Genomic DNA, 12,370 nt, shown 5'->3' with positions numbered 1-12,370 from the left:
CGGACCGCACCACCCACGCAACGCAACTCCGCCCAACGCAACAGGCGTGCCATCAACCCGCGTGTGGCGTGGACCCCCAGATCAGATTGGCGGGGGTCTGGGGGCAGCGCCCCCAGGAAACGCACGCAACAGGACTCGCCGCCCGCAAGGTGACCACCCTCAAAGCCCGCGGACCAGCAAAAGCCGCGTCACCACCGCCCAAGCAACAACGCCCCGCCACCCACCAGCGCAGCCGCACTAACGACCCCGAACAACGAAACCCACCCCAAAGCCGGCACCCCGGTCAACCAAGCCAGCTGATCGGCATCACTCCGAGGCGCCTGCCTCCGCCACCTCTTGACCTGCAACTCCCACACCGGCCGCACCCCACCAAGCAGCAAAAACCAAGCAAACACGTACGCAGCAACGTCCCGAACCTCAGCCGAGGCGTAGAACGACACCACCAGGAACGCCCCACCGGTGACGATGATCGACAACACCCCGAACACGTTGCGAATCATGATCAACATAGCCGCGAGAAACCCGATGCTGATCCACAGCATCAGCTGAATCTGCTCGTTGGTGATCAACACAGCCGCCCCGAACCCGAGCAACGACGGCGCGACATACCCGGCCAGCGCGGTGAACACCATCCCAGGCCCGCGAGGCTTCCCCCGCGACACAGTGAGCCCACTGGTGTCGGAATGCAGCTTGATCCCGCTCAACCGCCGCCCGGTCAGCACAGCGACCAACGCATGCCCACCCTCGTGAGCAATCGTGATCACGTTGCGCGTAACTCTCCAGATCCCGTGCAACGCGACAGCCAGGAACGCGGCCAGCGCGGTTCCCCACGTGATCAGCACTTCATGGGTGAGCAACTCAGAAGGCATCGCCACATCGAAACAGACGCCCTGTTAGAGCCGCATGTGGGCTCCAAACAGGGCGTCTGCACCGGACAGGGGGACCATCCGGGGGCCGAACAGCACTCGTGGTGCTCAGATCTGCCTAATGCTTGATCTTGTCCTTGCTCACTCGCTCGGTCTTCGGGTCGACGACCGCCTGCTCCTTGGTGATCGGCTCCCGCTCCCGCGGACTGACGGTCGGATCCATCTCCTCGATCCGGTGCTCACGGGTGTCGCCGCCACGGCTGTCACCAATTCGGCTGTCACGGTTGTCGTCAACCCCGTCGAACGCCGCCGACCGCTGCTCCGGCAGCACCGGCTCCTCCTCCTCGATCAGCTTGCGGCGCGCGGGCAACACCGCGAGCAGCAGGCCGAAGAGCGCGAGGCCGAGGTACAGCCAGTTGTCGTTGGTGTTGAGCGCCAACGGGTTGCCGAACTGCTCGGCCGGGTTCTGGGCCAGGATGCCGGTGATCATCAGGCCCCACACGAAGATCGCGGCGGATCCGATGAACAGCAGCCACCCGTACAGCCGGGCGAGGCCCGACCCGAGAGCCATGAGCAGACCGAGCACGCCGACGGCCACGAGCACCAGGTTGTGCAGCGGGTTCACGGAGAACCCCAGCACGAACGACTGGGCGGCCCAGTCGCCGATCCCGGTGCGGGTGAATCCCACGACGCCGAACACGATGAACGCGATACCGGCCAGCGCGGCCAGCAACTGCACCGGTTGAAGACCGGCGACCTTGACTGTGACGCGGTGGGTCATGACGCCCTCCAGGCTCCGTACTTGTCGCCCGGCGGACTACCCTGTCGCGACCTTCGCCAAACCGTTCACGGAGACGTCGGGCATGCCGTTGCGCGCCACGACGACGTTGCGCTTGCCGATGTGGACCACTCGCGCACGCGCCGGGTTGACCAGGACCGTCATCTCGGCGTTCTGCTCGTTGTACGCCCTGACCTCGACCTGCGTACCCCGCGCGGCGGCGTTGCGCAAGGCGGCGGCCAGGGTGTCCAGGTTCCACGGCTTGACCAGGCGGAACTGGAACTCGTCCACGTTCAGGACGGCCCAGAGCTCGGTGCTGGTGGGTGGATCGATCGGATTCATGGTAAATCCCCCTCGAGAACAGTTGGTGGGCTCCGGGACGCCGCGCCCACCGCTCGGCGCCCCGGATCTGTCCGCAACAAACTGACTGCGGCAGCCGGATCACGAACGCCCGCGGTGGCAGCGGCGGCTCCGCCCCGCAGGAGACAGCCCGCTGGAGACAGCACGGCCGCGAAGCGCTCGATGGTTCATCCGGATCTCCTGCGGCAGGTTTTCTGTTGCCCCTCAATGAGAACCCGGACGGCACCATCCGCACATCCAGAGCAATACCTAGGTTTGGTCGCGGGCCTGGTCGCGCGCGATCCGCGCCGCCTCCGACCTGTTGCTCGCGCCGAGCTTCGCCAGCACGTGCGACACGTGCAGGCCCACGGTCCGCACGCTGAGCACGAGCTCCGCGGCGATCTCCTTGTTGGTGCGGCCCCACCCCAGCAGCTCCAGCACGTCGCGTTCGCGCGGGGTGAGCGTGCCGAGTTGCGGTTTGTCCTCGTGCAGCAACGGAATCCGCAACCGCCGGGCCTGCCGGTCGATCATCTTGGCCAGCGGCAGCGCGCCGAGTCGTTGCGCGGTGCGGTCCGCATGACGCAGCGCTTCCGGTTCGCCAGAACGGGTTCGCGCGTACGCGGCCTGGTACGGCATCTTCAGCCGATCCCACTCGACGGCGATCTCGGCCCACGAGTCCCGGCCGGCCTCCGCGAACGCGACCCTGCGCCACACCTCGTCCTCCGGCCCATGCGGCATCGGCAGCCGGGCCAGCAGCTCCTGTTCCGTCGCTTCCGGATCATCGAGTCTGGTCACCCGGCCGCCCGCCGCCTGCAGATCGCGGGCCGCACCCAGGCCTTCCACGCACAGCCGCAGCACCTCGCCGCGGGTCAGCGCCTCCGGTGGATCGGCCACGGTCTCGCGGCACAGCTCGACCGCCGCCCGGTACTGCCCTTTCGCCCGCGCCGCAACGGCTTTGGCGTACGCGCACTGGGCGGCGAACAACGCGTCCGGCCCGTCGACGGCCTTCGCGGCCTCCTCGATCAGGTCGTCCGGATCCCGCCCGCGCAACGCCGCCGCTTCCGCCTTGCACAGCAGGATCCGCGCGGCCTTGTTGCCGGGGATGGCGTCCGGGACCTCCACCTCGTCCAGCTCCTGCCACCGTCCGAGGGCGAACAGGCTGGTCGCGAGGTTGTAGCGGATCACCGCGCTGAACGTCGGCGCGAGACCCTGAATCCTGAGGCGGGTCAACGCTTCCTTGCCGATGCGCGCGCTGCGTTCGTGCTGCCCGGCGCTGCCGAGCACGTAGGTCAGATTGCCCACGGCCCTGGTGAGCTCCCGGACGCTGCCGCTGCGATGCGCGGCCGTGCGTGCCTCTTCCAACGTGGCGATGCCGAGTTCGACATCGCCGAGGAACGCCTCGCACACGCCTCGGACGCTCAACGCATAAGAGCGGATCTGGTCGTCTTCGCTGACAACGGAACCGGCGAGCGTGATCGCTTCGCGGTACTCGCCCTGGGACATGAGCCAGCTGGCCTCGGCGACGGCGACGCGCCCGACCATCGGCCCCGCGGCGAGTCCCTTGGCCTCCAGCAGGGTCTCGAACGCCGCCGCCCGGTCGCCCATGACGAACTGGCAGTCCCACAACAGGTACAGCAGCTCGCACCGGTCACCGGCACCGGCGAGCGCCTTGCGCAGCTCCAAAGCGGCGTCGGCCGGCCTTCCCGCCGACCGCAACGCCTTCGCCCGCTCCAGCGCGTCCCGCACATTCCCTTAGGACGCGCGAAAGAGCTGTCAGATACGGCCCTTGCGCCCAATGCCGACGTACGCGCCAGGCACGACGGCCGGCGACTCGATCAGCAGCCCTTCCATCAGCTGCTCGACCGGGGCCGGATGCGACACCACCAGGAACCCTCCCGCCGGCAACGCGTGCCGGTACCGGCGCACCACCCGCCCTGGCCCGGTGGCGTCGTCCACGTATCTCAGGACGTCGACCATCAGCACGGCGTACGGCTCACGCAGGTCGAGATGGGACACCACGCCCGGATGCCGCAGCACCTGCTCCGGGCGGCGCAGGTCTGCCTCGATCGCGCACGTCCGCGGCTCGCCGCGGAGCAGCCCGCGGGAAAACGCCACTGTCACCGGGTCCGAGTCCACGTACACGACACGGGCGTCGGGCAGCGTCTGGTGCGTCGCGCCGCACGTCGGAATGCCCGAACCGAGGTCGAGGAACTGACGCACGCCCGCGGCCCAGCAGTGCCGGACGGCCTGCCGGAGGAACGACCGGTGCGCCCGCGTGACGAGCGGCAGTTCCGGGTCGATCCGGACCGCCTGCTTGGCGAACGCCCGGTCGGCGGCGTAGTTGTGCGCGCCGCCGAGGTAGAAGTCGTGGATCCGCGCGGCGTTCGGCCGACGTACGTCGACCTCGTAGCGTGCGAAGGCGGGGACCGCAGCCATTCGCAGAGCGTAACTGGCGCCTAGACCATTCGGGCGAAGTTTTCGAAGATTCTTTGGGTCCGTCTGACATGGACCCGGCGAGAGCGGGCCCAGTCCACCCCACGAAGACCGGGCCACGTAGCGCGTACGGGGATCGAACCCGTGTTTCCGGAGTGAGAATCCGACGTCCTGACCACTGGACGAACACGCCAAGAACGAGCATTGACACAAAATGCTCGCAGAGAATAGTAGAAAGTGAACTAGCTGGTCACAGCTTCGAGGGCGCTCCGGCCCATTCCTCTGCGGTAATCATGGAACAATGATGACCGAGGGCATGCGCACATCGCAAAGCAATTAATCGAGCCACGTGAGCGCGAGCCACAGGGCAGCTCTCGCGTCGGCCGCCGAGAGGTCCCGGCCGAGCAGGCGTTCGACGTGGGCGATGCGGTGCCGGACGCTGTTGCGATGCACGCCGAGGACCGTCGCGGCCCGGTCCCAGCTGCCGTGCTGCCCCAGCCAGGCCCGCAGCGTCTCGATCAACTCCGGGCGTCCGAGCAGTCCCGCGAGCTCCCTCCGAGCGAAGGCGCGGGCTGCCACGGGGTCCACGAGAGAGGCCAGATCAGACGCCGGAAGCGCGGGAGATCCGGTGGCGAGAGCGCGCGGCAGCAACGCCGTGGCCTCCTCCACGGCGGCATCAACGCCCTCTTCCGGGACTTCTGAGGAGACCCCGACCGGCCCCGACACCTCGAACCCCGCCGGCACGAGTGCCAGGAACCCGTCCCCGTCCTTCGACACCAGCGGCCCGTACCGCTGCGCCAGCACGTCGTAGTCCGCTCGCGACTGTCCAGCCACCACCCGGTACGGCCCCGCTCCCAGCACGTTCCCCACCCCCGTCACCCGCGAGCGCAGCAGCGCGGACGCCGCGAGCCGGGCGATCCTGCCGCGTTCGCTCGCCAGGTCGCGGCGCAGCAGCCCGAGCAACGCCAGCGCGACCGCGACCACGGCCCGTTCGGCGGGCGACAACGGCGTGGGTCGGCGCACCACGAGGACTGCGGACTCCACGGGGTCCAGCGTCACGTGGTCTTCACCCAGCTGGGTCGAGGCCGAACGGGGTCCGGTACCGGACGCGACACGTGCCACGAGAGAGGAGAGCTCTGACGGTGCGGACGTGCGATCCACAAGATCGGCCTGGCAGTTCAGCACCACGGCCAACGTCGTCAGCACCGACTCAACGGGACGGACGCGGGTGGCCGCACGGGTCAGCGCGCGCTGGCTGTCCGCGAGCATCCGCTGTTCCCGCACGGCGATCTCGGCGAGCAGCGCCCCGAGGGCCTGGGACACCGCGAGGAAAGGCGTCGACGGCGGCACCTCCAGCAAGGGCATGCCCTGTGCCTCACACGCCTGCACCAGCGAGGACGGCACCTCCGGGAACTCCGGCTCGACGCCGAACCCGATCGCCGAGACACCGGACGCGACCAGACCGGCCACGTACGCGGGGACGTCCGACGGGAACCGCACGCCGGCCGTGAGCAGCAGCTCCTCGCCGACCAGGTACGGCGTCGGGTCCTCCAGCTCGGACACGTGCGCCCAGCGGATCGGCCGGTCCAGCGCGTCGGCTCCACCCAGGACCTTCAACCCGAGATCGACTCGCGCGACAAGATCCCTGAGTGGGACGGTTTGCACAACCATAAGTCCAGGATTGTGCACAACGACCACTTACCAGCGCCAGCACGCGTTCCTACTGTGACCTGCAACCCAAGGAGGTCCGACAGTGGCTCTCGACTACGCGGTGATCGCCGCCTACGTGCTCGGCATGATCGGCATGGGCTGGTGGGGCATGCGCCGCGCCACCAGCAAGAGCGAGTACCTGGTCGCCGGACGCAGGCTCGGCTTCACGATGTACTCCGGCACCATGTCCGCTGTCGTGCTCGGCGGCGCGTCGACCATCGGCGGCGTCGGGCTCGGCTACAAGTTCGGCATCTCCGGCGCCTGGATGGTGTTCGCCATCGGCCTCGGCATCCTGTTGCTCTCCGCGTTGTTCGCGCGCCGGATCGTCAAGTTGAAGGTCTACACCGTTTCGCAGATGCTCGATCTCCGGTACGGCGGCAACTCCAGCATGATCTCCGGCCTGGTGATGGCGGCCTACACGCTGATGCTCACCGTCACGTCGACGATCGCGTACTCCACCATCTTCAACGTCCTCTTCGGACTGCCCAAGTCCGTCGGCGTGATCATCGGTGGCAGCATCGTGGTGCTGTACTCGGTGCTCGGCGGCATGTGGTCGATCACGCTCACCGACATCGTGCAGTTCGTCGTGAAGACGGTCGGCATCCTGTTCCTGCTGCTGCCGATCAGCCTCGCCACCGCGGGCGGCTTCGACGGCATCCAGCAGCGGCTCAACGACCCGGCGATGTTCGACGTCGGCAACATCGGCGCCAGCACGATCATCACCTACCTGCTGATCTACGTGTTCGGTCTGCTGATCGGCCAGGACATCTGGCAGCGCGTGTTCACCGCCAAGTCGCCGAAGGTCGCGACGTGGGGCGGCATCACGTCCGGGCTCTACTGCCTGGTCTACGCGGTCGCGGGTGCGTTGATCGGCCTCGCGGGCAAGGCGTTGTACCCCGGCATCGCGAACAAGGACGAGGCGTTCGCGACGATCGTGGAGAACCTGCTGCCGACCGGTGTGCGCGGGCTCGTGCTCGCCGCCGCGCTGGCCGCGATGATGTCCACGTCGTCCGGCGCCCTCATCGCGTGTGCCACGGTGGCGTCCAACGACATCTGGCGTCGCAAAGCCGAGAAGAACGACAACGCTGCTTCGGACGTGCACAACAACCGGATGTTCACGCTCGCGATCGGTGTCGTCGCGATCGCCATCGCGGTGGCGCTCAACGACGTCGTGGCCGCGTTGACGGTCGCCTACAACATCCTCGTCGGCGGGCTGCTGGTCGCGATCATCGGCGGTCTGGTGTGGAAGCGCGGCACCCGGCTCGGTGCGATGGTGTCGATGGCCGTCGGGTCGCTGACCGCGATCGGGTTCATGGTGTTCGTGGACGTGTACGCCAACGAAGCCATCTACTACAGCCTCGGCGCGTCGTTCGTGACGTACGTCGTGGTCAGCCTCGCCACCCCGGCCACGGACGCGGCCGTGCTCGCGAACTGGGACCGCCGCGTGGCCGGTGAGGGCTCTGACGAAGAGGAACTGGTGCACGCATGATCGGCCCCGTCGACTCCTCGAAGGTCCCGCGCTACGCGGGCCCGGCGACCTTCGCGCGGCTGCCCCGCCTGGACCAGGTGGCGCACGCGGACGTCGCGGTGGTGGGAGTCCCGTTCGACACCGGCGTCTCGTACCGGCCGGGCGCGCGGTTCGCGCCCACGGCCGTGCGCGAGGCGTCCCGGCTGCTGCGGCCCTACAACCCCGGCCTGGACGTGTCGCCGTTCGACCGCATCCAGGTCGCGGACGGCGGGGACATCGCGGTCAACCCGTTCCACATCGGCGAGGCCATCGAGACGATCGAGCAGGCCGCGGCGGACCTGCAGGCCGAGGGCACCCGGCTGGTGACGATCGGCGGCGACCACACCATCGCGTTGCCGCTGCTGCGGGCTGTGTCACGGATCCACGGGCCGGTGGCGTTGCTGCACTTCGACGCGCACCTCGACACCTGGGACACCTACTTCGGCGAGCCGTACACACACGGGACACCGTTCCGCCGCGCGGTCGAGGACGGCATCCTGGACACCGAGGCGATCTCGCACGTCGGCACGCGGGGTCCGTTGTACGGCAAGAAGGACCTCGAGGACGACCGGCGGCTCGGGTTCGGCATCGTGACCTCGTCGGACGTGATGCGGCGCGGGGTGGACGAGACCGTGGACGCGTTGCGGCAGCGGATCGGGTCACGGCCGTTGTACGTGTCGATCGACATCGACGTGCTGGATCCGGCGCACGCGCCCGGGACCGGGACGCCCGAGGCCGGCGGGATGACCTCGCGGGAGCTGCTGGAGATCGTGCGCGGGCTGCGGGGGTTGAACCTCGTGGGTGCGGACGTGGTCGAGGTGGCGCCTGCGTACGACCATGCGGACATCACTTCTGTGGCAGCCTCGCATTTGGCGTACGACCTGGTGAGTTTGCTGGCGTTGAAGGAGGGCGTGTGAGCACCGACGCGGTGACTCGCAACGGCGGCGATGTTGTTGTCGAGACGCTCGAAGCGCTCGGCGCACACACCGTGTTCGGCATTCCCGGTCAGCACGCGCTCGGGCTGTTCGACGCCCTTCGCCGGTCCGACCTGCGGTACGTCGGTTCGCGGACCGAGGTCAACGCCGCCTTCGCCGCCGACGGGCACGCGCGGATCACCGGTTCGGTGACGCCGTTGCTGGTGTCGACCGGGCCAGGGGCGTTGCAGACGTTGGCCGGGCTGCAGGAATCCGCCGCCGCCTCGGCGCCCGTGCTGGGGATCTCGTCGCAGATCCCGTCGGCCGGGCTTGGTGGCGTGCGCGGTGGGTACCTGCACGAGCTGACTGATCAGCTGGCGTCGTTCCGGGACGTCGTCAAGCACGCGCGGGTGGTGCGGCACGCGTCGCAGATCCCGTCGGCTTTGGCTGAGGCGTGGGAGATCGCGCTTACCGCGCCGTTCGGGCCGGTGTGGGTGGAGATCCCGCAGGACGTGCTGCTCGGGCCGGCCTCGGTGCCGCCCGTGACCTCGATGTCGTGGTCGGCGCGTGAGCTTCATCCGCGGGCCGAGCTGGTCGCCGAGGCCGTTCGGTTGCTGGACGGCGCTGCCCGGCCGGTGATCCTGGCCGGTGGCGGTGCAACCGCTGACGAACTGCTGGAGCTGGCCGAGAAGCTGCGGGCGCCGGTCGTCACGACGTTCGGCGGCAAGGGCAACTTCCCTTGGGAACACCCGCTTTCCGCGCAGTCGTGGCTGGAGGACCGGCACACCACGGAGTTCCTGGCCGACGCCGACGTGCTGCTGGTGGTCGGTTCCGGGCTGGGTGAGCTGTCCAGCAACTACCGGACGTTCCGGCCGCGCGGTGCGGTGATCCAGATCGAGGCCGACCTCGGCAAGCTCGAGTCGAACTACCCGGCGCTCGGCATTCACGCCGATGCCCGGCATGCGTTGCGCGCCTTGGTGTCCGGAGTGACGGCCCGGCCCGCGGACGGTGTCGCGGAAGCCGCGGTTCGCTCGCTGCTCGACCGGGTCCGGGAGCGGTTGAGCGCTCAGGAACTGGATCTGGAGTGGCAGGTGCTGTCGGCGCTGCGGTCGGCAGTGCCCGACGGCACCCCCACCTGCTGGGACATGACGATCCTGGCCTACTGGGCCTGGTCGGCGTGGGATCCGCGTGGTGGCGCGCAGTTCTCCGCCCAGGGTGCCGGCGGTCTCGGGTACGGCTTCCCGGCGGCGCTGGGAGTCGCGGCGGCGGTCGAGGGGCCGGTGCTGGCCGTGTCCGGTGACGGCGGTGCGATGTACGGGATCTCGGAGCTGGCCACGGCCGCCCAGCACGGTTCGCGGGTCGTGTGGCTGATCGTCGACGACGGCGGCTACGGCATCCTGCGCGAGTACATGACCGACACGTTCGGCCAGGCCACCGCCACCGAACTGGCCCGCCCGGACTTCGTGGCGCTCGCCGAGGCGTTCGGGGTGCCCGCCACCCGCAGCACGCCCGAGTCGCTGCGCGAAGATCTCGCCAAGGCGTTCACCGGGGACGGCCCGCACGTGGTGGTGCTGCCCGCGGTCCTGCGCATGTTCGCCCCGACGCATCTGGAGCACACGTGACCGTCGCGAACTTCATCAACGGCACCTCGGCCACCGCTGGGGAGACCTCGGCGTTGGTCGACCCCGCCACCGGCGAGGAGTTCGGCCGCGCGGTCATCTCCCGGGCCGCCGAGGTCGACGCGGCGGTGCGAGCCGCCGAGGCCGCCTTCCCCGCGTGGTCGCGCACCACCCCCGGCGAACGCCAGCTGGCGTTGCTGAAACTCGCGGATCTGCTGGAAGCCAACGCGGACGCTGTTGCCGACGCCGAGATCCGCGAGACCGGCAAGATCCGCTCGGTCGTGCTGGACGAGGAGATCCCGCAGTGCGCGGACCAGATCCGGTTCTTCGCCGGTGCCGCCCGCGCGCTGGGCACGGCCGCCGCCGGCGAGTACATCCCCGGCGCCACCTCGTACCAGCGCCGTGAGGCGGTCGGCGTGATCGCGCAGATCACGCCGTGGAACTACCCGCTGATGATGGCCGTGTGGAAGATCGCCCCGGCCCTCGCGGCAGGCAACACCGTCGTGCTGAAGCCTGCCGACACCACGCCGTCGTCGTCCGTGCTGCTGGCGTCACTGGCGGCCCAGGTGCTCCCGGCCGGCGTGTTCAACGTCGTGCTGGGCGACCGCGACACGGGCCGGCTGCTGGTCGAACACCCCGTCCCCGCGATGGTGTCGCTGACCGGCTCCACCAGGGCCGGTGTCGAGGTCGCCCGCAGCGCCGCCGCGACCGTGAAGCGCACGCACCTCGAACTCGGTGGCAACGCGCCGGTCCTGGTGTTCGACGACGTCGACGTGACGGCCGCGGCGGAAGGCATCGTGGGTGCCGCCTTCTACAACGCGGGCCAGGACTGCACAGCCGCCACGCGCGTGCTGGTGCACTCGGGCGTGCACGACGAGTTCGTCGCGGCTCTGGTGAAGGCCGCGTCCGCCCAGGTGCCCGGCCAGGACTTCGGGCCGTTGAACAGCGAAGCCCAGCTGGAGCGGGTGCTCGGTCTTCTCGGCAGGTCGTCCGCGACGGTCCACTGTGGAGGTAAGCGGCACGGTTCGGCCGGGTTCTTCCTGGAACCCACCGTGATCTCCGGACTCGCGCAGGACGACGAGCTGGTCCAGGAGGAGGCGTTCGCGCCGGTGGTCACCGTGCAGTTCTTCGCGAACGACGACGAGGCGATCGCGCTCGCCAACGGGGTGCCGCAAGGGCTCGCGTCCTCGATCTGGACTCGCGACACGAGCCGGGCCGCGTCACTGACCGCGCGGCTCGACTTCGGCATCGTGTGGGTCAACACGCACGGGCTCGTCGCATCCGAGATGCCGCACGGCGGTTTCGGCGCCTCGGGTTACGGCAAGGACCTGTCGATGCACGGCCTTGAGGACTACACGCGCGTCAAGCACGTGATGATCGCGCACTGACCATCGCCCGGTATGGCATCGGGTAGTGCAGCAGGCGGGTCGGGACGACCGCGGAGACCAGGCGGATCGTCCTGATCCACCGGCCCAGCCTGCGCTCGTCGCCGTCCGTCCACTCCAGACCGAGCTTCGCCCGCAGCTCACGCGGCAGTGTGCCGACCGCGAAGTCCGGCAGCACCCGTGCCGCGACGGGCCGGACGAACGGCCACAGCGCGCTCGGCAGGTGCTCACCTCCCGGTGCCCTGCCGGTCCGCAGTTCGAAGGCCTCCAACAGGTCCCGCACGCCGTCGGTGGGCGTCAGCTGAGTCGCGATCACCTCGTCGACGTACTCGTGCAACGCCGCGATGTCGCTCGGCATCGACCTGATGCCGAGCGACCGTCCGGTGTCCCGCCACTCCCGGTACAGCCGCTCTTCGTGGATCGCGGGCAGCCGGGGACGCAGCAGCCGGTACGCCGTGAGCAGCGAGTCGAAGCTGGTGGCGTGCACCCAGCGGAACAACTCCTCGTCCGCACCCGGAATCGAGGCGTGCGTGCGCATCAGCCGTTCCGCTTCGGCAGCGGCCAGTTCGCCGCCGAACAACCGCAGCTGCGACGAGGTGATCGTTCTCGTCAGCCGCGCGAACGGGTCGGCGCGGTAGCGGTCGCTCACCGCGGTGGCGATCACCGGGTGGGCGACCTGCATCAGCACCGCCCTGCCCAGCACCACCAGCTCGAACCGGGTGTACCAGCCGAGCCGCCACGTCACGGAGTCAGGTCCGAGGGTCACGACCTTGATCATTTCGTGCGTCGGCGCCTCTGCCGAGAATCCTTACCCGAACG

At 69.2% G+C, this 12,370-nt stretch carries 11 protein-coding genes and 1 tRNA gene; 4 read left to right on the top strand and 8 right to left on the bottom strand.

Features of this window, described 5'->3' with window-relative positions; translation table 11 throughout:
• Positions 1-188: 188 nt before the first annotated feature.
• The 7 genes from ACWGE0_RS24830 to ACWGE0_RS24800 form a co-directional block, all read right to left on the bottom strand.
• On the bottom strand, positions 189-869 hold the full coding sequence (locus ACWGE0_RS24830) for a M50 family metallopeptidase (RefSeq protein ID WP_452263285.1): 681 nt from the start codon (positions 867-869) through the stop codon (positions 189-191).
• Positions 870-984: 115 nt separating this feature from the next.
• Positions 985-1,647, bottom strand: a complete 663-nt coding sequence (locus ACWGE0_RS24825; protein WP_452263284.1) for a DUF4383 domain-containing protein — start codon at positions 1,645-1,647, stop codon at positions 985-987.
• A 36-nt stretch (positions 1,648-1,683) separates the two neighbouring features.
• Positions 1,684-1,986 carry a hypothetical protein gene (locus tag ACWGE0_RS24820; RefSeq protein WP_452263283.1) on the bottom strand — a complete coding sequence of 101 codons (303 nt, stop codon included), beginning with the start codon at positions 1,984-1,986 and terminating at the stop codon, positions 1,684-1,686.
• A gap of 267 nt (positions 1,987-2,253) precedes the next feature.
• The gene (locus tag ACWGE0_RS24815; protein ID WP_452263282.1) at positions 2,254-3,729 is read right to left on the bottom strand and encodes a LuxR C-terminal-related transcriptional regulator; all 1,476 of its coding nucleotides are present in this window, start codon (positions 3,727-3,729) and stop codon (positions 2,254-2,256) included.
• Positions 3,730-3,756: 27 nt separating this feature from the next.
• On the bottom strand, positions 3,757-4,419 hold the full coding sequence (locus ACWGE0_RS24810; protein ID WP_319969418.1) for an SAM-dependent methyltransferase: 663 nt from the start codon (positions 4,417-4,419) through the stop codon (positions 3,757-3,759).
• A gap of 118 nt (positions 4,420-4,537) precedes the next feature.
• Positions 4,538-4,609, bottom strand: a tRNA-Glu gene (locus tag ACWGE0_RS24805).
• A 143-nt stretch (positions 4,610-4,752) separates the two neighbouring features.
• A complete protein-coding gene (locus tag ACWGE0_RS24800; protein WP_452263281.1) occupies positions 4,753-6,081 on the bottom strand; it encodes a PucR family transcriptional regulator in 1,329 nt (442 codons plus the stop codon).
• A gap of 88 nt (positions 6,082-6,169) precedes the next feature.
• Between ACWGE0_RS24800 and ACWGE0_RS24795 the strand changes: the two genes are divergently transcribed.
• The 4 genes from ACWGE0_RS24795 to ACWGE0_RS24780 are packed head-to-tail and all read left to right on the top strand — an operon-like array spanning position 6,170 to position 11,554.
• Positions 6,170-7,615: a sodium:solute symporter gene (locus tag ACWGE0_RS24795; protein WP_452263280.1), complete on the top strand. Its 1,446-nt coding sequence runs from the start codon at positions 6,170-6,172 to the stop codon at positions 7,613-7,615.
• Positions 7,612-8,550, top strand: coding sequence for an agmatinase (gene speB / locus ACWGE0_RS24790; protein ID WP_452263279.1), 939 nt, complete (start codon positions 7,612-7,614; stop codon positions 8,548-8,550). Before ACWGE0_RS24795 ends, speB begins: the two co-directional genes overlap by 4 nt.
• Positions 8,551-8,561: 11 nt before the next feature.
• Positions 8,562-10,169, top strand: coding sequence for a thiamine pyrophosphate-binding protein (locus tag ACWGE0_RS24785; RefSeq protein WP_452263288.1), 1,608 nt, complete (start codon positions 8,562-8,564; stop codon positions 10,167-10,169).
• Positions 10,166-11,554 (top strand): aminobutyraldehyde dehydrogenase, encoded by a 1,389-nt coding sequence (locus ACWGE0_RS24780; RefSeq protein ID WP_452263278.1) that lies wholly within the window; start codon positions 10,166-10,168, stop codon positions 11,552-11,554. The genes ACWGE0_RS24785 and ACWGE0_RS24780 overlap by 4 nt, the downstream gene beginning before the upstream one ends.
• On the opposite strand, the gene ACWGE0_RS24775 is transcribed toward ACWGE0_RS24780, so the two are convergent.
• The gene (locus ACWGE0_RS24775; protein ID WP_452263277.1) at positions 11,529-12,317 is read right to left on the bottom strand and encodes an oxygenase MpaB family protein; all 789 of its coding nucleotides are present in this window, start codon (positions 12,315-12,317) and stop codon (positions 11,529-11,531) included. The genes ACWGE0_RS24780 and ACWGE0_RS24775 overlap by 26 nt on opposite strands.
• Positions 12,318-12,370: the final 53 nt, after the last annotated feature.

The sequence above is a fragment of the Lentzea sp. NPDC054927 genome (genome assembly GCF_053610285.1).
This window is presented reverse-complemented; position numbering and strand designations above follow the sequence as displayed.

What these genes read in the sequence shown, in the direction of transcription:
- ACWGE0_RS24820 (WP_452263283.1), bottom strand. Translation starts at nt 1,986, where the DNA reads ATGAATCCGATCGATCCACCCACCAGCACCGAGCTCTGGGCCGTCCTG.
- speB (WP_452263279.1), top strand. Translation starts at nt 7,612, where the DNA reads ATGATCGGCCCCGTCGACTCCTCGAAGGTCCCGCGCTACGCGGGCCCG.
- ACWGE0_RS24810 (WP_319969418.1), bottom strand. Translation starts at nt 4,419, where the DNA reads ATGGCTGCGGTCCCCGCCTTCGCACGCTACGAGGTCGACGTACGTCGG.
- ACWGE0_RS24830 (WP_452263285.1), bottom strand. Translation starts at nt 869, where the DNA reads ATGCCTTCTGAGTTGCTCACCCATGAAGTGCTGATCACGTGGGGAACC.
- ACWGE0_RS24825 (WP_452263284.1), bottom strand. Translation starts at nt 1,647, where the DNA reads ATGACCCACCGCGTCACAGTCAAGGTCGCCGGTCTTCAACCGGTGCAG.